The organism is Halonotius roseus (assembly GCF_006861655.1).
GTDB lineage: Archaea > Halobacteriota > Halobacteria > Halobacteriales > Haloferacaceae > Halonotius > Halonotius roseus.
The window spans coordinates 211982-232380 of the sequence record NZ_SESI01000001.1 but is presented as its reverse complement, the minus strand read 5'-3'; the positions used below and the strand labels follow the sequence as shown (position 1 = coordinate 232380).

Here is a 20399-nt window from a genome sequence, read left to right as displayed (position 1 = left end):
CAACGCGACTCGCTCAGTCGAGGAAATCGGGCTCTTCGCGCTTCTCGGCGCGCTCGTCGCTGAGGTGGTCGATGAAGGAGTCGAGTTCCACGTCCTGCTGTTCGCGCTCCTTGCGATCCCGGACTGAGACGGTGCCGGCCTCGGCCTCATCGCTGCCGACGACGAGCATGTACGGGACGCGGTCGTCCTGTGCCTCGCGGATCTTCCGGCCGAGCGTCCACGATCGATCCTCGATGTCGACGCGGAACTCGGCGTCTTCGAGATCGTTTTTCAGGCGGTGGGCGTAGCCGAGTTCGTCGTCGCTGATCGGGAGGATCCGCACCTGTTCGGGTGCGAGCCACAGCGGGAACTTGCCGTCGTAGTGCTCAATGAGCACCATGAAGAACCGCTCGAAGCTGCCGTACAGCGCGCGGTGGATCATTACTGGCCTATGGTCCTCGTTGTCCTCGCCCGTATAGGAGAGATCGAACCGCTCGGGCATGTTGAAATCGAGTTGAACCGTCGGCCCGTCCCACTTGCGACCCAGCGCGTCAGTAAACGCGAAATCGATCTTCGGACCGTAGAACGCGCCGTCGCCGGCCTCAAGCTCGTACTCCATATTCGCGTTTTCGAGGACGCTTTCCAGTTGAGATTCGGCTTTTTCCCAGATCTCGTCGCCGCCGACGGATTTCTCCGGGCGGGTGGCGAGGGCGACCTCGTAGTCGAGATCGAAGGTCTCCAGCACGTCGTTGATCATCGCCATGATGTCGTTGACCTCGCTCTCGATCTGTTCGGGACGGACGAAGAGGTGGCCGTCGTCGATGGTGAACGCCCAGACGCGGGAGAGCCCCGAGAGTTCGCCGCGCTGCTCCTTGCGATACACTTTGCCGTTTTCGGCGTAGCGGACGGGCAGATCGCGGTACGACCAGGAGTTTTGTTCGAAGATCGTCGCGTGGCCCGGGCAGTTCATCGGCTTGAGGCCGTACTCCTCGTCGTTCACGTCGAGCAGGAACATGTCGTCGACGTAGTTGTCGTAGTGGCCCGACTGCTTCCAGAGTTCGGTGCGGAAGAGATGCGGGGTCTCGACGTAGTCGTAGCCGTACTCCTCGTTCATCGACTCGCCGTACTCCTCAAGCTCTTTGAGGATGGTCTTGCCGTTGGGGTGGTATAGCGGAAGCCCTGGGCCGGTGACGGTCGGAATCGAGAACAGATCGAGTTCCTGGCCGAGCTTGCGGTGATCGCGCTCCTTGGCCTCCTCGCGCATCGTGAGGAACTCTTCGAGGTCGGACTCTTTCTCGAAGGCGGTGCCGTGAACCCGCGTGAGGGTGTCGTTTTCTTCGTCGCCGCGCCAGTAGGACGACGAGATGTTGAGAAGCCTGAACGCGCCGATCTCGCCGGTCGACTCGACGTGTGGGCCCTGACAGAGATCCTCGAACTCGGCCTGCTCGTAGAAGGAGACCTCCGCCTCGTCGGCTTCCCGGCCGAGGATGTCGAGTTTGTACTCGTTGTCGTCCTCGTACTTTGCGACAGCGTCCTCGCGGTCGTAGACGACGCGCTCGATGTCGTAGTCGGCGTCGACGATCTCCTGCATCTCGTCTTCGATCTCACGGAGGTCGCCTTCGTCGAGATCGACGCCCGTGATGTCGTAGTAGAAGCCCTCCTCGGTCCACGGGCCGATGGTGAGTTTGGCATCGTCGTACAGTCGCAGCAGGGCCTGTGCAAAGACGTGGGCCGCCGAGTGTCGCAACACCGAGAGGTACTCGTCGCTCTGGTCGGTGACGATTTCGATCCGGTCGCCGTCTGAGACGGGGGTCGCTTTGTCGACCAGTTCGCCTTCGATCTTGCCGGCGACGGTATCGTCGCCGAGGCCGGGGCCGATCTCGTAGGCAACATCCTCCAGCGTCGCCCCTTCGGGCACGCCCAGTTCGGAGCCGTCCGGGAGGACGACAGCGATATCGCTCATGAATTTGGGAAACCGACAGCCGGGGATAAGTGTTGTTGGATGCGGTCGCAGGTAGTAACGGATTGTACGTACTTCCGGTCGCTGGCGTTCTACACTTTACTGGTCGCAGAGCTACAGCATCTCGCCTGATTCTTCTAGAAATTCCGACGGCGAGACGATATCGATATCACGAAATGCACCGAGGTCGGTGAGATGTGGATCGCCGGAGACGATGTAGTCGACCTCGGCTTCGAGCGCGATCTCCAGAAACAGGTCGTCGTCCGGGTCGTCGTCGATCACCTGTATCGACGCATCCGGATCGACGACTGTCGCCTCCGCACGAATCAGTGCTGGATACTGTTCCCGTTCAGCCTCGGTAAACGGGAGGCGGTCGTAGCCGAGGACACGCTCGAATTCGGCTATCGCCGCCTCGGCCGTGACCATCTCGACATCGCCGACGAACGCCAGTACGAGACAGTCCCATGGCTTGCCACCGAACCCGATGGCCGAGACGAGCACGTTCGTATCGAAGACTACTCGGAGCGAGCCCATTCGATCGCCTCGTCGACCGTGTCTCTGTCAACGTCCTCGGCGTCGAACCGCTCCTGTGTCTCGCTTGCCAGCCGAATGAATCGCGCGGTCGACTCCAGTTCCCGCACCTGCTGGACGAGTTTCGCGGTGTCGTGCAGGTCGTCGATATCCCCGATGACAGTTTCGATATCGGCCGCCTGCTCGGCGAGCTCGTCGATGTCGCCGAGTTGCTGCCGGAGTTTTTCGCTTGCCCGGAGGTGTTCGATCAGGCTCACGAGCGCGTCCGGATACGTGTCGCCCTCACCGGACAGTCCGGTCGTCTCGTCGACGACAGTAATGCGGTTTCCGTGTTCGATCTTCCGAATGTCTTTCGTGCTCATGATAGCGCGGTCGAGTCGGTGTTTCTCCGAACGATGCTTGATTTGCTGTAGTGGCTCTACTGGTAACTGCTTTCGCCTGCTGGGTATTGGTTGTTGTGCAGCTACCACTACTAAGAGCGTACGAACCTCTAGATAATCCATGTCCCCAGATACCGACCTCGCTGTCATCGGAGCCGGCCCGGGCGGTTACACCGCAGCCATCCGCGCTGCCCAGAAGGGCCTTGATGTCGTCCTCGTCGAACGCGAAACCGTCGGCGGCGTCTGTCTCAACCACGGCTGTATCCCCGCGAAGGCGTTGATCCACGCCGCCGGCTTCCAGAAGGATATCGACCACTGGAACGCCCTCGGCATCGAGACCGGCCCGGTCGATGTCGACTTCGACGCTATCCAAGATTGGAAGGACAGCGTGGTCGACACACTCGACCAGCAGGTGCTCGATAGCCTCGATCACCACGGCGTCGAGTTGATCGAGGGCACCGCTCGCTTCGCCGACTCGAATACCCTCCACGTCGACAGCGACGGCGGAGATATACAGACGATTGATTTCGAGACGGCGATCATCGCCACCGGCTCCCAACCGATCGAGATCCCCGGCCTCGAATACGACCAGGAAGGCGTCATCTCCTCCCGAGAGATTCTGCAGGTCGACGAAGTGCCCGACGAGATCGTCGTCGTTGGCGGCGGCTACATCGGGATGGAAGCGGTGACCAAATTCTCGAAATTCGGTGCGCGCGTGAAGATCGTCGAAGCCCTCGACCGCGTGCTCTCTGAGTTCGAACCGGAGATCGTCGACTCGATCCAGGAGACCAGCGAGATGTACAGCGACGACATCTACACCTCGACGCTGGCCCAGGGTGTCGAGTACGACGACGGTCGGCCCGTCCTCGTCGCCGAGCAGGACGACGAGGAACTCCGGCTTTCGGGCGACTACATCGTCGTCGCCGCGGGCCGGGAGCCGAACTCGGCGTATGAACGACTTGCACTCGACACCACAGATGTCGCGCTCACCGACGACGGCTTCATCGCGGTCGATGAGCAGCTGTGGACAGCCGACGACAACATCCTCGCTATCGGCGACGCCGCCGGCCCGCCGTACCTGGCCCACGTCGCCGCCCACGAGGGGAAGGTCGCCGCCGCGGTGGCGGCCGGCGAGGAGCGGGCTGTCGACACTGAGTATATGCCGACGGTGATGTACACTGACCCTGAGGTCGCCACCGTTGGCCTTTCGGAGGCCGAGGCCACCGAGCAGTACGACGACGTGCTGGTCGGCCGCGTGCCGATGGCAACCTCAGGTCGCGCGCTGACGACCGACAAAACGTCGGGCTATCTCAAGGTGATCGCCGACAGCGACGAGCAACTGCTGGGCGTACGGATCGTCGGCGCACGCGCCTCGGATACGATCGCCGAGGCAACGTTGGCTCTCGAAATGGACGCCTCACTCGACGATATCGCCACCACGATGCACGCCCATCCGACGTTCCCGGAAACCCTCGTCGAGGCCGCCGAGGACGCACAGGGTGAGGCGATCCACTCCTACTGACCCACCCGCTGCTGTTGGGTGCGCGATCGCTGTGAAACACGCTGTATGTGAACGATCCACACGAATACGTCGACAGTCGAAACAGGCGGTCGATAACGGCCGCAAGATCGATCATGATCGATCACATCGAACCGGACAGGCTGTCTCAAACACCGAAAAACAGGCGTTTTGCTCGGCTATGTGGGTTCGACGAACGACGTAGGCCACATTTATTATTGTCGAAGCCAACAGGAAGATATGATCGCAGAGACGGCGTCACAGATCGCACTGCCGGGCGAACTCGAATCACCCCGGGCGAAGCTCGTGTATCTGTTCCTTTCGATGAACGGCACCGTGACGATCAACGAACTGCAGAACGGCCTCGATATGAAAAAGATCTCCTTGTACAGCGTCCTCAAATGTCTTGAGAAGGAGAATCTCATCTCGAAAGACGGCGACAGCTACGCGTTGGCCTGATCGTCGACGACACGAGACGAATCCCTGTTTGTGCTGTGATTGCAGTCTCTCGCTTGCTCTGTCAGTCTCGTATAGCGTTCGTTCCGAGCTCAGCTCATTGCTGACGCGCGGGCTCGCCCGGATTCGAACCTCGGTCGCTTTGCTCACTTCGTTCGCGCCGCTCCCTGCTTCGAATCCGCGCTCGCAGTGAATACAATACTGCTCACTTCGTTCGCAGAATTGAATGGGCTCGCCCGGATTCGAACCGGGGTCACGGGCACCCAAGGCCCGAAGTATGGCCAAGCTAACCCACGAGCCCGCAGCCTACGATACCGGGGTCGTGGTGTAAAGCGTTTCGTTTAGCTCATTCGACGACGCGCTCGTCGCCCACCTCGGGCGCGCTGGCATCGACGTCATCCTCGCGTAACTCGGCGGCAAACCCCTCGCAGTCGTCGCCGTGGTTGACCAGCACTGTCGCGTCGTCGTAGGACGCGAGAAACGACCGCAGGCCCGCGTCGTCGGCGTGTGCCGAAAAGTCGAACAGCTCTGTTCGGGCGGCGACCGGACGAACCCCACCGTTGAGCTCACACCGGCCGGTCTCCAGTAGCTCCCGCCCTGGCGTCCCCTCGACCTGATAGCCGGTCAGCGAGATCCGGTTGGTCGGATCGGTACGAATTTCGGGAATGTAGCTCATCGCCGGGCCACCCGAGAGCATCCCGCTGGTGGTGACGATGACCGTGTTCTGGTCGGCGATTCGCTTCCGTTGGCCGTCGCGGCCGGTGACCTTGCGAGCGTGCCGGGCCGCCCGATCGAGAGCGTCCGAGTCGCGGAGGAAGTCGGGATACCCCCGGAGCATCGCCAACACCTCGACGCCCATCCCGTCGACGTAGCAGTCGAGATCGTGGGCCGCACAAACCATCAGGAGCTCCTGTGTGCGACCGATCCCAAAAGCGGGAACGACGACCGTCCCACCCTCCCACAGCGTCGTTCGCGTCGTCTCGGCAAACCGCTCCTCGACCGCTGCGCGTGGCTCGTGGTCGACGTTCGCGTATGTTGACTCACAGAGCACGACATCCGCCGCCGGCCGCGCTGTCGACCCCGATAGTAGCCGGGTATCGTCGGTGTGAAAGTCGGCGGTGTACAGCAGTCGCGTCTCGCCGTCGTCGACGAGGACGTGCGCGCTGCCGGGGATGTGGCCAGCGTTGTAGAACGTGATCTCGTGGCCGGCCGCCTCGAAAGACTCGCGGTAACCGTGTCGACACTCGACCTCGCCGAGTCGGGCGACGTGGGTTTCGGTGAACGGACACTGCATCGTACCGCCGTGCAGCTTCAGCGTGTCGCGGGCGAGAATCCGCGTGAGTGCGGCGGTCGGCGGCGTCCAGTGAATGGCCGGTCGGCTGTCGCCAGACAGCAGCGTCGGTACCGCGCCGGCATGATCGAGATGGCCATGGGAGACAACGACCGCCTCGGGATCGATGTCGCCGACGGGGTACTGCATCGGGGTCGCCGTCTTGACACCGTAATCAAGCAGCAGGCGGTCGTCGACGAGGATCGCACTCCGGCCGACCTCGCCGGTGCCGCCGAGAAACTGCACGTCCATTAGCGAGTCGTCGTCGCTGGCGACGGTTGCATCCGTCGATTACGTGTCGAGTTCCGGATCGTCGGCCCGCGCTTGAACGGTAAACTGCTGGTAGCCGCCGTAGGCGAGATCGAGCGCGCCGAGCCACCAGTTCCAGCGGTCGACAAGATCCGCGCCGTCGGGGGCGTCCCTTAGATTGTCGACGATGTCGTCGACGCTGAGGGGAACCCCGCGGTCGGATTCGGGTTTGCCGACGGCGGCGAGATCGGTCGCTTGGCGGACGACGACGCGGCGGTCGGCCGCCGAGCTATCGAAGGCTTCGCGGAGGGCGTCGTTGAGTTGAGTCGCGTCCACAGTTCTATAACGGGCTCAGTGTATATGAGTCCAGTGGCCGGCCCGCGGCTGGCGGGACGTGATCCCTCAGGCGCGGACGTTTTGGCCGTCGACATCGCTGAACTGCTCGTCATCCTCGCCGCGGCCGCGGCCGTCGCCTGGTGTTCGCTCGTAGATGACCTGTCCGCGAACCAGCGTGAGTTCCGGGAACACGCCGTGTCGACCCTCGAACGGTGTCCAGCCGGATTTGCTGTGGATGTCGTCGTCGTGAATTGCTTGAGGATTGTCGGGATCAACGAGCACGAGATCGGCGTCGTACCCTGGTTCGATCCGGCCCTTCGAATCGAGATCGAAAATGTCGGCCGGGTTGTGAGCAACGAGGTCGACGACGCGATCGTATGAGAGCTCGCCCTGGCGAGCCGAGTTCAACAGCAGCGGGAGCATCGTTTCGACGCCCGGTACGCCGCTGGGGGCATCCCACAGTCCCGTTTCCTTCTCCTCGCGCGTGTGCGGCGCGTGGTCGGTCGCAACGATGTCGACGGCCCCGTCGGCGACACGCTCGAAGACGGCCTCACGGCGATCCTCCTCCCGGAGCGGCGGGTTCATCCGGCCGTAGGTACCGAGCTCGTCGAGATCATCCCGGGAGAGATAGAGATGGTGTGGGCAGACCTCACAGGTCGCCTCGCCGTCGACGGCGGCGTCGATCCCCTCCGGCGTCGACGTGTGGGCGATATGGATGTCCGCGCCCGTCTCCTGGCCGACCTCAGTCGCATACTCGACGGCGGCCGCCTCGGCCGCGGCCGTGCGGTAGGTGCTCCACAGATCAGCGTTGGCATCCCGACCCGCGCCGCCGGCGTCAGCGTTGCGAGCATTGTCGTCGAACAGCGTTTCGTCCTCGGCGTGGACGGTGATCGTCACCCCCTCGTCGACGGCGCGCTCGACAGCTGCCTCGAAGTCATCCGGTGCGACACCCATGTCACCGGTCGAATCCGCGAGGAACACCTCCCCGAGCGCACAGAGCGGCCGGTCGAACAGCGAATCGGGCTCCCAGTCGCCGCTGACGCCGCCGTTGATCCCATACTCTATACAAGCCGCCCTGGCCGCGTCCCCCTTTGCGTCGAAGGCTTCGCCGGTCGTCGTTGGCGGCGTGGTGTTTGGCATATCGATGACGGTGGTGACGCCGCCGGCGGCCGCACTCCGGCTGCCGGTCGCCCACGTCTCCTTGTGTGGATCGCCCGGCTCACGAAAGTGGACGTGGGCGTCGATCGCACCCGGCAGGAGTAGCCTGTTGTCAGCGTCGATCACCCGTTCGTCGTCACGGGGATCGAGCGTCGGCTCGATCGCGCCGATCTGTTCGCCATCGATCCGGAGGTCGACGGTGCGGCCGTCGACGAGTTCGGCGTTGGTGAGGAGCATGCTGTGGGCTGTGGTGGGCAGACTCCTAAGTGTCGTGGATGGGGCCGGCGCAATACGGCCGCAGCCGGTAGGGATTTGTGTGCGGAGCCATTCGTATGGTATACTGTGACACGATATGACGGAACCAACGGCACCGATCGGCCGCCGACGGCGAGCCATCGGGGCCGACGACCCCCGGTAGCAACACACTTATCCGCCGACCAACCCGAGCTTATGATAACTCCTGAGGAACATTCATGAACGAAGTGCAACTTGAAGTGGCGAAGGCGTACCCGAACGATTCGGGTCGCGGGATCGCCCGTCTCGACCCTGATACACTGCTGCATCTCAAGCTCTCGCCGGGCGACATCATCGAGATCGAAGGCGCGGAGACAACGGCCGCAAAGGTCTGGCGTGCCGACCGCCAAGACTGGAACACCGACACCGTCCGCATCGATGGCTTCACCCGCCAGAACGCCGATGTCGGCATCGGCGAGCGCGTCTCGATCCGCAAAGCGGAGGCCGAAAAGGCCGAAAAGCTCGTCCTCGCACCGCCGGAAGAAGCCAGCGTCCAGTTCGGTTCCGACGCCGCGGGCATGGTCAAACGGCAGATCTTGAAGCGACCGGTCGTCGAACGCGATATCGTCCCCGTGATGAGCTCGACCAACCATCCCTTCATGCGCTCGCCAGGGCAGGCGATCCCGCTGATCGCCGTCGAGACCGAGCCCGAGGGCGTCTGTCTCATCACCGAGGATACCGACGTAGAGCTCCGCGAGGAGCCGATCTCCGGATTCGAGAAGACCGGCGGTGGAATCACCTACGAGGATATCGGCGGGCTCGAAAACGAGATCCAGCGCGTCCGCGAGATGGTCGAGCTGCCGATGAAACACCCCCAGATCTTCCAGAAGCTCGGCATCGAGCCGCCACAGGGGGTGTTGCTACATGGACCGCCGGGTACCGGGAAGACGCTGTTGGCGAAGGCTGTCGCCAACGAAACGTCGGCGAGTTTCTTCTCGATCGCCGGCCCCGAGATCATCTCGAAATACTACGGCGAGTCGGAACAACAGCTCAGAGAGATCTTCGAGGACGCCAAAGACGAGTCGCCGTCGATCATCTTCATCGACGAGCTCGACTCGATCGCGCCGAAACGCGAGGATGTGACCGGCGAGGTCGAACGCCGTGTCGTCGCTCAACTGTTGACGATGATGGACGGCCTCGAAGCTCGCGGCCAGGTCGTCGTCATCGCCGCAACCAACCGTGTCGACAGCGTCGATCCCGCCCTCCGGCGGCCCGGACGCTTTGATCGGGAGATCGAGATCGGCGTGCCCGACGAGGTCGGTCGCAAGGAGATCATGCAGATCCACACCCGCGGGATGCCACTGTCGGACGATGTGTCGCTGGGCCATCTCGCCGGCGAAACCCATGGCTTCGTCGGCGCGGACATCGAGAGCCTGACCAAGGAGGCAGCGATGAAAGCCCTCCGGCGGTACTTGCCCGAGATCGATCTCGACGAGGAGGATATCCCGCCGAGTCTGATCGACCGGATGATCGTCAAACGCGAGGACTTCCGCGGGGCGCTCAACGAGGTCGAACCCAGTGCGATGCGGGAGGTACTCGTCGAGTTGCCGAAGATCACGTGGGACGATGTCGGCGGGCTCGAATCCCCACAGCAACAGGTCAAGGAGGCCGTCGAGTGGCCGCTGACAACACCCGAAAAGTTCGACCGCATGGGCGTTGAGGCGCCGAAAGGCGTCCTGCTGTACGGTCCGCCCGGCACCGGGAAGACGCTGATGGCGAAGGCTGTCGCCAGCGAGACCAACGCCAACTTCATCTCGGTGCGTGGGCCACAGCTGCTGTCGAAGTGGGTCGGCGAGTCCGAAAAGGCGATCCGCCAGACGTTCCGGAAGGCCCGGCAGGTCAACCCGACGATCATCTTCTTCGATGAGCTTGACAGCCTTGCGCCCGCCCGCGGGCAGGATATGGGCAACAACGTCTCCGAGCGCGTTGTCAACCAACTCCTCACGGAGCTCGATGGGCTCGAAGAGATGGGCGATGTGATGGTCATCGGTGCGACCAACCGGCCGGATATGATCGACCCCGCCCTGTTGCGATCGGGGCGGTTCGACCGGCTGGTGAAGATCGGCCAACCCGACGAGGAGGGCCGCGAGCAGATCCTCAAGATCCACACCGACGACACGCCGCTCGCGCCGGACGTGAGCCTCCGGGAGATCGCCGAGATCACCGACGGCTACGTCGGCTCGGATCTGGAATCGATCGCCCGCGAGAGCGCGATCGAGGCCCTGCGGGATGATGACGACGCAACCGAGGTCGAGATGCAACACTTCCGGCAGGCCCTCGATTCGGTGCGGCCGACGGTCACCGATGATATCCGGGCCTACTACGAAGAGATCGAAGAGAAATTCCGCGGCGGCGGCGACCAACTCGGCGACCGCCGGGGCGGCCGCGTCGGCTTCCAGTAACCGGCTCGTGGTGCGGCGGCTCTCTTTTTCGTGTCACGTTGATAAACGGCGGCTGCGATCAGCAATCGATCGCTGAATTCGTGGCCGGTGGCTCGTTATGCCAACAGCGCGTCGAGCACCGGCTGGTAGAGGAACGGCAGGCCGTAGTAGGCGGCATACACCAACACGAGCATCGAGATCGCAATACCGGCTTTCGGCCGCTCGAACTCCAGATCGTTGCGGGCTTCGACCTCTCGGGACTCAAACTCGAAGAAGTCGGTGATAAACAGCCCGATGAGCGGGAGCATGAGGATCATCCCGCTGGTTGGTCGGTGGATGGTAAACAGCAGCCCGAGGATGACCAGTCCGGTGGTCGTAAACTCGTGTGGCGCGTACCGATCCAACCCTTCCTCGCCGTCCTCGACCTGCTGTTTGTGTTTCCGGTGGCTCAGCAGGCGGGTGATGATGTTTCCGACCGCAAGGGTGAGGATGGCGATCGGGAGCAGCGGCCCGACGGTTTCGATCCACCCGAGGGGAACGAGAAACTGTAATGGGTGCATACCTAGTCGTGTGGCGACGACTCATTAGAGTTTTTCCAATTGCGCCCGGCGAGTCGCCGACGGTCGACAACGGTGACCGCTCCGGCGACCGTCACGGACACGGTGAGCCCGCCACCGCCGCTGGTGACACGCGTTCCGTCGGCGAAGACGCTCACGTCGTCGTCGCGTTCGACCCGCAGTGTCAGCGGTGGGCGGACGACCCACTGGTCGGCAGTCATCGCAAACGGCGCGATCGGGACAACTGCGAGCCCGGTGTCAGGGGCGAGCCGTGGGCCACCCGCTGCCCGGCTGTAGCTGGCGGTGCCCACCGGCGTGGCGACGACGACGCCATCGGCGCGAAACGCTGTCAGCGTCGCGTCGTCGGCCACCACCCGGTACTCGGAGATCCGGGCCGGATCGGTCGTCACGATCGCACAGTCACGGACGGCGCGCGCGGCTGTGTCACCGACCTGAACTGACAGCACCCGGCGGCTGATCGTCGGCACCGTCATCGCCGAGTGTGTCGCCAGACGGCTGAGCAGAATCGAGCGATCGACCGATGTATTCTCATCGGTCGCTGCACGCCGGAGCAGCGGCCGATCGTCGTCGTCATCGATCGCCGCCCGGAGCGCGGCATCGTCGACCGCGAGCAACACCTCTGCGGCCGCCCGGTCGACGAGGCTGAGCCCGTCGATCGCCGCGATGGTCTCGGTGAGCTGGGCGGCCACGTCGCCTTCCGGCTGCTGGGCGACGGCGACCTTCATCCGAATCGCTCCCAGGCCGCAGGCTTCATGCTCGGAGGCTGCGGCCCCACTACTAAAAGTCCCCCGTCGGCGTTGTCGCGGCAAGCCATTAGGCCGGGACGAAATCGTAGGTGTAGGCGTGATTGAGCAGGAGATAGGTGACGACGCCCAACGCCAGCGAGAGGATCCACGTGCCGGCGGCGACACGACCGACTTTGCGGTGTGGTGTCTCGGTTCGGAGTTCTTCGGGCGTGTGTGTCACCCCGAGAACGACGGCATACAGCACCAGCGGCATCGCCAGAATCGACAGCAGGATGTGGATTGCGAGCATGAGCAGGTAGGCCGGATACACCCACTCCCACAGCGGCACCCAGCCGTAGCTCGATTCCAGCACGAACTCCTTGGTGCCGCCGCCGGCGACTTTCGGGAGATACATGCTCAAAAACAGGAGGATGAGCACGAACGCCGAGAGCATCGCGTGGGCGTGTTTGCTCACCTCGTCGTTGCGGATCCAGTACCAGCCGGCAGCCAGCGACGTGACCGCGAGCGTGTTGACGACGGCGATCGCGTGTGCGAGAAGATTGACCTGTCCGAGGCTCAGTTCCGGAAACAGGGCCTGCACCGAAGGCACCGCGAACACGCCGACGACGGCTGCGTAGCCGACCACAGCCAGCAAAATTGTCGTTGCCCGTGGATGCTCACGAACCCGCCCGCCGACCATCGGAGTCTCCATACCGTGGGTTGGGTCGTGTCGCTAATGCGGGTTTCGACTCGGTGCGAACTACGATGCAGCAGCGACGCGGCAGTTACGCCGGAGCGGGCTCCTCGTCTGAGGCGTCGCCGACGAGTTCCACGTCGAGATGGATGCGCTCGTACGGGACGTAGGGCCGCTTCGACTGCCCTTCGTCAACGACGAACAGCAACCCGTAATCAGCAAGCAGCGTCACGTCATCGTGGACGGGACGGTAGTCGCGGTCGAGGGTGTCGCTGAGAGCGGTGATGCTGTCGGCCGCGCCGTCGGTCTTGACGAGCGTCCGCAGCAGTTCGATCCGGCGGTCGGTCAGAATCGTCCGCAGGTCGGCGACCGACGCGAAGGAGACGACCGCCGGCATCGACTCGCCGTCGGCGACCGCTGCCGCTGTGTCGAGCGTCCCAGCACGGGCTTCATCGCCCGATTCGACAGTCACTCGAAGCTCATTCGGGTGCGGGCGGTCGCGTGGGTCGCTGTACGATTCCGGCCAGCCGTTGTCGGTAGTGTCAGTCATTGTGTGTCCTCGCTGGGAGCGAGTTCCCCAACCTCGTTGAGGAACCGTGTGAGGTGAACCACGAGGCTATGGAACTCGATTTCGGTGTCATCGCCGAATCGGATGTGGCGGTGATGCGTTCCGAGCGTGTCGTCATTGTGGGCGTTGTCGTACCGCAGGATTTCGCCGTCGTCGGGATGGTAGTACTGGAAGCGATAGAACCACCCGCTCGCATACGACTCGTCGCGGATCGCAAACACCTCGATCCGGCCGCCGGGAACGGCGCGGTTCAGTTCGAGTGGGTGGGCCATCGCGCGGTGCGTCCGTGTAGTGTGCTATGACCTCATAGCTCATAAAGATATGGCAGGAGTCCGACGGCGCGGCGACAGCCCTACTCGCGGTCGATAACGCCGGTCACGGTCGCCGTTTCGACGGCCGCATCGAGATCGACGCCGTTGCCGAGGATCGTATAGCGGTCGCGGATCTCGTGGGCCGTGGTCAACGCTTCCAAGACCTCGTCGTCGCTGACGCCGAGTTCGGCCGCGGTCGTCGGCGCGTCGATGCTGTCGAGGGCCTGCCTGATCGCCCGCCAGCGGCCGGCATCACCGCTGTGGAGGTACTCGGTCAGAATCGAGCCGACGCCGACCTGGTGGCCGTGGAGGGCTTTGTTCGGCGCGATGCGGTCGAGTTGGTGGGAAAACAGGTGTTCCGCGCCCGAAGCGGGACGGGAGGAGCCCGCAATCGACATGGCGACACCGGAGGAGACGAGGGCTTTGACGACGATCCACGCCGATTCTTCGAGGTTCGGGCGGATCGAGTCGGCATTGTCGACCAACATCTCGGCGGTCATCTCCGAGAGAGCGCCCGCGTACTCGGAGTACTCGACGTTTTTGAGTCTGTGGGCGAGCCGCCAGTCCTGGACGGCGGTGTAGTTCGAGATGATGTCCGCACAGCCGGCGGTCGTGAGTTCCCACGGCGCGCGGGCGATGATTTCGGTGTCGGCGACGACCGCCAGCGGCGGATCGGCGGCGATAGAGTGGCGGCTGTCGCCCTCCGGAACCGACGAGCGGCCGGAGACGATCCCGTCGTGGCTGGCGGCGGTCGGCACCGAGACGAAGCCACGGTCGATCTCGTCGGCGGCCATCTTGGCGATGTCGATGGGTTTGCCGCCGCCCAGCGCGATCAGGTAGCCGGCGTCGATATCGCGGGCGATCTCGGTGACGCGTTCGATGGAGTCGAAACTCGCGTTGTCGACCGTCACGGTCGTCGGATCGTCGAGCTGGGCACGCAGGCGGTCGCCCGCGAGCTCGTTCGGCGTCGGGCTGGTGACGACAAGCGGGTCGCCGTGGAGGTGAAGTTCGGCGACAGCCTGGCCAAGCTCGTTGAGTACGCCGTGGCCGACGACCACGTTGCGCGGGAGCTTGATCCACGTCGATTTGTCGAACATACTCGGCTCATCGGCGGCCCGGCATGAAACCGTTTGGTGTCGGCGATGTTGGCGAGTACGTCGGCCGAGATTGGAGACGGCCCGAACGCAACAAAGCTTATCAAGACACGTAACCCACGATTGAATATGGCGACCGATGGCGACGCGCCCAAGCATCCGCCCGAGGCCGATATGCTGCCTGACGAGCGAGCCGTGATCGCCGAACGGCTTGACGAACTCGAAGACGAAGCGTCGCACCTCTCAGTTGATGAGGTCGCCGACGATCTCGACATCGACCTCGAATAACACTGATGCCGCACGCGCCGTCGGAACTCACTGTTCTTCAGAGTGCGCGGGACGATCTCGCAACGATTCAGCAGCACAATCCGGATCACGCCGAGCGTATCCTCGAAAAGATCAACGACTGGACGGAGAAAATCCAGTGGGGACGCCTACCACAGCGGCACTTGGAGTATCTGACAGGATCCAACCGCTACAATTTTTACCGTGAACGGGTCGGAAATGCAGGCTACCGTGTGATATATGAGATCAGTGGCGACACCATGACCGTCGTCGGGATCGTCCCGAAGGGTGAGGATACCTACGACCTCTCCGAGTTCCGTCGCCGAATGGAGCGGTAGAAGCCTTGTTGTTGCGAACAGCCAATCACAGAAGGGGCGTCATTGCGGTCGCTGACGCAGGCGACGACAACGTGATCGGCGGCCCCTGCTTATTACCGCGCCGAGAGTGAAACGTCGGCAATGAGTAGCGAGCCGACCGGCACCAACATCGAGGGCGAGTCACCCGACGCCGAGCCGGTCGTCGAGACCGACGAGGCGACGATCACCGACGACGCCGAACTCGAACGGACGCTCGGGCTTTCGGGTGGGTTGGCCATCGGGATCGGGACGATGATCGGCGCGGGCATCTTCGTCTTTCCGGGCCTGGCCGGCGCGGAAGTCGGGACGGCCGCGACGGTCTCCTTTGGGATCGGCGGCGTCATCGCGCTCCTGGTCGCACTTCCCACCTCGGAGTTGGCGACGGCGATGCCGAAAAGCGGCGGTGGTTACTACTTCATCTCCCGTGGTCTGGGGACACTCGCCGGGACGGTCATCGGCCTCTCGCTGTGGATCGGCCTCGTGTTTGCGACTGCGTTCTATCTGGTTGGCCTGGGGTTCTACGCGCTGGATGCCCTCGCCCTGCTCGGGATCACCGTCGGGGCGAGTCCGGGCGGCATCGTCTCGGGGATCGCCGTCGTCGCCGGGATCGGGTTCACCGTGTTGAACGTGACCGGCACCGAAAACGCGGCCAAACTCCAAAACGGGATCGTCGCACTGTTGCTCTCGATGCTGGTCGCGTTTCTCGCCTTCGGGATGGCCGACGCCGTCGGCCTCGTCGATGCCGGCACCCCACCCGGCGAGGCGCGAAACGTCTGGGCGGTCGGCCCGATCATGTCGGTGGCTGCCCTCGTGTTCACGTCGTATCTCGGCTTCGCACAGGTCGCTACCGTCGCCGGCGAGATGAAGTCTCCCGGCCGGAACCTCCCGCTGGCGATGATCGGCTCGGTACTGATCGTCACCGCGATGTACGTGTTGACGATCTTCGTGGCGACGAGCGTTTTCACGCAGGACGCGCTGGCTGCCGCCGGCGAGACCGCGATGGTCGAGATCGGCCGCGCGCTACTCGGGACGCCGGGCGCGCTCGTGATCATCATCGGCGGCCTGTTGGCGACGATGTCGTCGGCCAACGCCTCGATTCTCAGCACCTCACGGGCCATCTACGGTGTCTCGAAAGACGCCCTGTTGCCGGGATGGGCGAGTCGAATCAACCTCAAATACGGGACGCCACACGTCGCCCTCGGGCTGGCCGGCGGCCCCGTGATCGTCCTGGCGGCGACCCGGCAGGTGCAACTGCTCGCGGAAGTCGCCTCCTTCCTGCATCTGATCATGTACGGCCTGATGTGTGTCGCGCTGATCGCCATCCGCCGGGACGAACCGGCGTGGTACGATCCGGACTTCGTCGTTCCCGGTGGGCCAGTCATCCCGGTGGTCGGCGCGCTGGCGAGTTTCGGCCTGATCGCCTTTATGAACCCGCTGTCGATCGGCGTCGGGATCGCCGTCATCGCCGCGACGGCCGGGTGGTACTTCTATTACGCCAGCGACATACGTCTCAAGGGAGCCCTCTAATGAGCCGCGTCCTCGTCCCCGTCGAAGTCCTCGACGGAAAGACGGTCGCACCAGGACTGATGAGCCTGCTGGGCACGATGGATGTGACTGTCCTCGGCTATCACGTCCTGCCCGAGCAGACGCCGCCGGATCAGGCCCGCCACCAGTTCGAGGAGCGGGCGACCGCCGCCCTCGAAGACCTCAGCGAGGAGTTCCGGGCGGCCGGCGGCGCGGCCGACCACCGGCTCGTATTTACGCACGACCGCGAGCAGACGGTGCGGCGGGTCGCTGACGAACTCGCCGCCAACGCGTTTGCGATCTCCGGGATGACCGGCGATGTCGACGACCTGCTCGTTTCGCTGTCCGGCGACGTTGCTGTCGACCGGATCACCGACTTTGTCACGGAGCTGATCGGTGACCGCGATATCGACGTGACGCTGTTGCTCGCAGGCGACCCCGAAGCGGCGGCCGACGACCGCTTAGAAACTGCTGGGACTCAGCTCCGTGAGGCCGGGATCGACACGAACACGTCGACTGCGGCCGGTTCGCCGTTCGATTCGCTGATGGATGCGGCACCAACTCACGACGCGATTGTGATCGGCGAGGCAGCCCCATCGCTGCGATCGCTCGTCTTCGGCGATGAGGCCGAGCGTGTGGCTGCCGCCTCGGTCGGCCCGGTGTTGGTCGTCCGGCGCGACCAAGCACCCGAAACGACCGACCCGTAGCAGCAACCGTTTTCGAGCAGTCAATGGGATGTGGCCTCACACCTGATTAATCGATCTCACGCGAACCGACTGTCAGACGGCGACAGCCAGTTACGCGACCCAAAGCGATTCGGACTCCATAGACGGACTACTTCGATATCGACTTCCCAACTGTTTTGATCGGTTTCTGTCCATTGTCGGTATGGTCACCCGCATGCAAGCGGCTCGTTCTGTGACACTACTGGCCGTTGTCCTCATGCTCGCTGGCTGTGCTGGCTCACCCCTGACGGATCAACAGTCGCCGGGGCCCGAAACGACAGTGGAGGAGTTTTCGTATCCATCGGGGTGGTCACAGGAGGGAATGACGGATCTCGGAAGCGCGATACGGACACATCGAACGGCAGTGGAGAACACGTCCCGCAGGAGCCGATTTACCACTGCCGACGACGACAGCAACCGGACGATAGTGAGAACGCTGGATACCGACGCTGGCACCGCTTTGGTGCGATTTAGCGACACGCTGTTTGGGGCCGACGAACACTACTATTACAGTTCGGCGGGCGTCTTCGAGTACGACCGAACGACGGGCGAACTGAGTCGGAATCCCGGCGAAAACTGGAACCCTGAGCGCATCGCCTCACACGAGCAGTTGCGACGACCCCTAGTGTATCTCGAAATGAACGCGACAAAAACGGTCACCGTTGAGGAAACGACGGCCGTCAGGTACACAGTGACCGGTTTCAGAGATCCTGATTCGATCCCGTTCGACACTGCGACCGGCCAGATCACCGTTGCCGAGGAAGGGTTCATCGCGGAATACAATATCACGAGAGCAAGCGACGGAAACAGCAGACAGGAAAGATACGACCTTTCGGAGGTCGGAACGGCGACGGTGAGCCGGCCAGCGTGGATGCCCGACGAGTAGCTATCGGTGAACAATCGGGATCCGGGACGTGCAGCATCAGGTTTTGCGATCGCCTCACCGATCGGCTCACCCCGAATCGATCCTGATACTGACCCGTCGGTGAGTCTGTCGTCGCTGTCCAGCAATCGAGTTAGATATATCGGCTGGGAATGGGTAGTATCGACGCATGAAGGTCGAATTCGAATGTCTCATCTGCGGTGACACAGCGACCGCGTCGGTCGACGACGAGGAGGCAACTGACGACGATGAGCCATTAGAGACGCTCCACGACTGTCCGAACTGCGGGATTGAGACGATCTGGGTCGAAGCCTGAGGCGGGACTCCCACAGCTCGGACGCGACGACCGGCCGTGTCGGTGGCCTTGCTCTCTGCACCACGACAGGTCTTTGGTGTCGCCGCCGTTACCGGATCGATATGAGCAATCGCGTCGTTGAGGGGCGCATGGTGACCGCCGAATCGCTGGCCGAGCTGATCGAAGGGGAGTCGCCGATGGAAGCAACCGAGATCGAGGACGCCGATCGGGAGTGTCCGGACTGTGGCGGCAACGTGTTGACGGTTGGCTATATGCCGAGCGTCACGTCGTTTGTCACCGGCTACAAGTGCCAGGACTGTGAGTGGCACGACAGCGAGGCCGAGTAGTCGCCCCCGGCGTGTGGGTCGGCGGTGGCGACCGAAACCCCTTTACTGTGGTTCGGGTAAGATGCTGGCGAGGGGACGTGGCCAAGCCAGGCATGGCGACTGACTCCAGAGGCCACGCGCCCGGGACGACACTCCAGACTGATATACCGAGCGGCCGACTGATCATCGGCTTGCGATGACGACCCTCTGGAGTTCCGAGGCGCGTACCGGAGATATCAGTCGATCGGGGGTTCAAATCCCTCCGTCCCCACTTGGACTTCTGCGAAGCCGAATTTGACCGCACAGAGTGGCTGTTGTCGGTTTAGCTTTCACTGATACAGATTCCACACCTTGATTTGAACCTCTATCGTTTCAGATCCAACCTCTCTGCGAGCAACTACTTATCGACGCGTGCCTGAATCGTAGGACGGTAAAACCATTAGAGGATGTACGATTCCCCGTTGGCGATCATGTTTGGTGATCGGAACTCCTTGTAGGTCGTGCCACCATCCGGGGCGATCGCAACGAATCTGACCTTGGTTCGCTCATCGAGTTGACTCACGCCCTGAATCTCGGTGAGATCAAACTGCGCGGTTATGAGGTCGTTTTGATCTGCCAAGGTCGTGTTCTCGTTGTCAGCTATTCCCTGGATAGCATAGTAGGATATCCCACTGGTTGTGGCATCGTTGCCGCTAACAACGGTCGCATTGCCATCAACCTCAAGCGTGTAGGACGATTCGCTGAGATTGATCGCATCCGACCCCGGCGTGAGCCGCATACTCACATTCAACACGTCGATCTCACCATTATTCGTGGTCTCCTCGCCGATCGCGTGTTTGAGCTGAATAACGTTGCTGACCTCGGCGGTTGCCTCTTCGCCGGTCGCCTGGGCTTGTGCCTGCAACAGCCCGGCCGTGTTGATCAGGACGCCGGCGGCGATCGCCGCAACGAGCACCATCGCTATGAAGACGATCAGTGTCCCGATCCCGACTTGACCACGGGCCGCTGGTTCGGACATAGTGTGACTACGCCGCCCCGGAACAGGCACGGCGATACCTGTATCTGCAGTCAGGAGGTCATTAAATGTGGCTCCAAAATTATCAACTTAGATATTTAGAGTGGGCTGGTAGTCGTCAAAACCGATGACGAAGTCCTTTCGAAGCGGGCACATCGCGCCAAACAGCTATTTTTTGTTTTGATACTGTCCGTTGATCCAGCCCAGATAAGAGACAGCATCTGTTTTGCGTCGGGACGGGAGCGACCCTGTTGTCGACGACGCTAGCTGACACCGATTCGGTCGTGTTCAGATAAATCAGAGAAATAGGAACCGCTTCGAAAGCCCCGACGCGCTGGCGTCGGGGGGATCGCTGCGCTCCTCGCTCACTGCGTTCGCTACGGTGCTTATGTCGCCCGCCGTCCGCCAGCGTGTCGCCCCTTTCAGTCCCGCCCGACTGCAGCTGAC

Annotated in this window: 23 protein-coding genes and 2 tRNA genes; 11 read left to right on the top strand and 14 right to left on the bottom strand. The window is 62.8% G+C overall.

The window, feature by feature from the left end; genetic code table 11:
* Positions 1 to 13: 13 nt before the first annotated feature.
* The 3 genes from thrS to EWF95_RS01235 all read right to left on the bottom strand — a co-directional run bounded on the left by thrS (position 14) and on the right by EWF95_RS01235 (position 2832).
* Positions 14 to 1942, bottom strand: coding sequence for a threonine--tRNA ligase (gene thrS, locus EWF95_RS01245; protein ID WP_142442166.1), 1929 nt, complete (start codon positions 1940 to 1942; stop codon positions 14 to 16).
* Between the two features lie 111 nt (positions 1943 to 2053).
* Positions 2054 to 2473 (bottom strand): putative toxin-antitoxin system toxin component, PIN family, encoded by a 420-nt coding sequence (locus EWF95_RS01240; protein ID WP_142442165.1) that lies wholly within the window; start codon positions 2471 to 2473, stop codon positions 2054 to 2056.
* Positions 2455 to 2832, bottom strand: coding sequence for a hypothetical protein (locus tag EWF95_RS01235; RefSeq protein WP_142442164.1), 378 nt, complete (start codon positions 2830 to 2832; stop codon positions 2455 to 2457). Before EWF95_RS01235 ends, EWF95_RS01240 begins: the two co-directional genes overlap by 19 nt.
* Before the next feature lie 139 nt (positions 2833 to 2971).
* On the opposite strand from EWF95_RS01235, the gene lpdA reads away from it, so the two are divergent.
* Both lpdA and EWF95_RS01225 read left to right on the top strand, forming a co-directional pair.
* Complete coding sequence (lpdA, locus tag EWF95_RS01230) at positions 2972 to 4372, top strand: dihydrolipoyl dehydrogenase (protein ID WP_142442163.1); 1401 nt, start codon at positions 2972 to 2974, stop codon at positions 4370 to 4372.
* 237 nt (positions 4373 to 4609) lie between these two features.
* Positions 4610 to 4828: a TrmB family transcriptional regulator gene (locus tag EWF95_RS01225; protein WP_142442162.1), complete on the top strand. Its 219-nt coding sequence runs from the start codon at positions 4610 to 4612 to the stop codon at positions 4826 to 4828.
* Between the two features lie 224 nt (positions 4829 to 5052).
* On the opposite strand, the gene EWF95_RS01220 is transcribed toward EWF95_RS01225, so the two are convergent.
* From EWF95_RS01220 to EWF95_RS01205, 4 genes are all read right to left on the bottom strand, one after another.
* Positions 5053 to 5126: transfer RNA gene (locus EWF95_RS01220), tRNA-Pro, on the bottom strand.
* A gap of 45 nt (positions 5127 to 5171) precedes the next feature.
* Positions 5172 to 6407 carry an MBL fold metallo-hydrolase gene (locus EWF95_RS01215; protein ID WP_142442161.1) on the bottom strand — a complete coding sequence of 412 codons (1236 nt, stop codon included), beginning with the start codon at positions 6405 to 6407 and terminating at the stop codon, positions 5172 to 5174.
* Between the two features lie 39 nt (positions 6408 to 6446).
* Positions 6447 to 6740 (bottom strand): hypothetical protein, encoded by a 294-nt coding sequence (locus EWF95_RS01210; RefSeq protein WP_142442160.1) that lies wholly within the window; start codon positions 6738 to 6740, stop codon positions 6447 to 6449.
* Between the two features lie 66 nt (positions 6741 to 6806).
* The gene (locus tag EWF95_RS01205) at positions 6807 to 8135 is read right to left on the bottom strand and encodes a dihydroorotase (protein WP_142442159.1); all 1329 of its coding nucleotides are present in this window, start codon (positions 8133 to 8135) and stop codon (positions 6807 to 6809) included.
* Positions 8136 to 8371: 236 nt separating this feature from the next.
* Between EWF95_RS01205 and EWF95_RS01200 the strand changes: the two genes are divergently transcribed.
* The gene (locus EWF95_RS01200; RefSeq protein WP_142442158.1) at positions 8372 to 10594 is read left to right on the top strand and encodes a CDC48 family AAA ATPase; all 2223 of its coding nucleotides are present in this window, start codon (positions 8372 to 8374) and stop codon (positions 10592 to 10594) included.
* A 95-nt stretch (positions 10595 to 10689) separates the two neighbouring features.
* Here EWF95_RS01200 and EWF95_RS01195 read toward each other — a convergent pair whose 3' ends face one another.
* From EWF95_RS01195 to EWF95_RS01170, 6 genes are all read right to left on the bottom strand, one after another.
* Positions 10690 to 11133, bottom strand: a complete 444-nt coding sequence (locus tag EWF95_RS01195) for a DUF7313 family protein (protein WP_142442157.1) — start codon at positions 11131 to 11133, stop codon at positions 10690 to 10692.
* A 2-nt stretch (positions 11134 to 11135) separates the two neighbouring features.
* Positions 11136 to 11876, bottom strand: coding sequence for an NAD(+)/NADH kinase (locus tag EWF95_RS01190; RefSeq protein WP_142442156.1), 741 nt, complete (start codon positions 11874 to 11876; stop codon positions 11136 to 11138).
* Between the two features lie 88 nt (positions 11877 to 11964).
* Positions 11965 to 12588, bottom strand: coding sequence for a DUF420 domain-containing protein (locus EWF95_RS01185; protein ID WP_142442155.1), 624 nt, complete (start codon positions 12586 to 12588; stop codon positions 11965 to 11967).
* 73 nt (positions 12589 to 12661) lie between these two features.
* On the bottom strand, positions 12662 to 13120 hold the full coding sequence (locus EWF95_RS01180) for an HVO_A0114 family putative DNA-binding protein (protein WP_142442154.1): 459 nt from the start codon (positions 13118 to 13120) through the stop codon (positions 12662 to 12664).
* Positions 13117 to 13410 carry a toxin-antitoxin system TumE family protein gene (locus EWF95_RS01175; protein ID WP_142442153.1) on the bottom strand — a complete coding sequence of 98 codons (294 nt, stop codon included), beginning with the start codon at positions 13408 to 13410 and terminating at the stop codon, positions 13117 to 13119. Before EWF95_RS01175 ends, EWF95_RS01180 begins: the two co-directional genes overlap by 4 nt.
* 80 nt (positions 13411 to 13490) lie before the next feature.
* Positions 13491 to 14546, bottom strand: coding sequence for an NAD(P)-dependent glycerol-1-phosphate dehydrogenase (locus EWF95_RS01170; protein ID WP_142442152.1), 1056 nt, complete (start codon positions 14544 to 14546; stop codon positions 13491 to 13493).
* Positions 14547 to 14672: 126 nt separating this feature from the next.
* Between EWF95_RS01170 and EWF95_RS13395 the strand changes: the two genes are divergently transcribed.
* From EWF95_RS13395 to EWF95_RS13385, 8 genes are all read left to right on the top strand, one after another.
* Complete coding sequence (locus EWF95_RS13395) at positions 14673 to 14831, top strand: hypothetical protein (RefSeq protein WP_185911661.1); 159 nt, start codon at positions 14673 to 14675, stop codon at positions 14829 to 14831.
* A gap of 5 nt (positions 14832 to 14836) precedes the next feature.
* On the top strand, positions 14837 to 15166 hold the full coding sequence (locus EWF95_RS01165; RefSeq protein ID WP_142442151.1) for a type II toxin-antitoxin system RelE family toxin: 330 nt from the start codon (positions 14837 to 14839) through the stop codon (positions 15164 to 15166).
* Between the two features lie 120 nt (positions 15167 to 15286).
* Positions 15287 to 16711 (top strand): APC family permease, encoded by a 1425-nt coding sequence (locus EWF95_RS01160; protein WP_142442150.1) that lies wholly within the window; start codon positions 15287 to 15289, stop codon positions 16709 to 16711.
* Positions 16711 to 17415: a universal stress protein gene (locus EWF95_RS01155; RefSeq protein WP_142442149.1), complete on the top strand. Its 705-nt coding sequence runs from the start codon at positions 16711 to 16713 to the stop codon at positions 17413 to 17415. The genes EWF95_RS01160 and EWF95_RS01155 overlap by 1 nt, the downstream gene beginning before the upstream one ends.
* A 181-nt stretch (positions 17416 to 17596) precedes the next feature.
* Positions 17597 to 18319, top strand: a complete 723-nt coding sequence (locus EWF95_RS13670; RefSeq protein WP_221886602.1) for a hypothetical protein — start codon at positions 17597 to 17599, stop codon at positions 18317 to 18319.
* A 166-nt stretch (positions 18320 to 18485) separates the two neighbouring features.
* The gene (locus EWF95_RS13390) at positions 18486 to 18632 is read left to right on the top strand and encodes a hypothetical protein (protein WP_185911660.1); all 147 of its coding nucleotides are present in this window, start codon (positions 18486 to 18488) and stop codon (positions 18630 to 18632) included.
* Positions 18633 to 18733: 101 nt separating this feature from the next.
* Positions 18734 to 18958, top strand: coding sequence for a DUF5795 family protein (locus tag EWF95_RS01145; RefSeq protein ID WP_142442148.1), 225 nt, complete (start codon positions 18734 to 18736; stop codon positions 18956 to 18958).
* A 71-nt stretch (positions 18959 to 19029) separates the two neighbouring features.
* Positions 19030 to 19208 (top strand) — tRNA-Trp (locus EWF95_RS13385).
* Positions 19209 to 19376: 168 nt separating this feature from the next.
* Here the strand turns inward: EWF95_RS13385 and EWF95_RS01140 are convergent.
* A complete protein-coding gene (locus tag EWF95_RS01140) occupies positions 19377 to 19955 on the bottom strand; it encodes an archaellin/type IV pilin N-terminal domain-containing protein (RefSeq protein ID WP_142442147.1) in 579 nt (192 codons plus the stop codon).
* Positions 19956 to 20399: the final 444 nt, after the last annotated feature.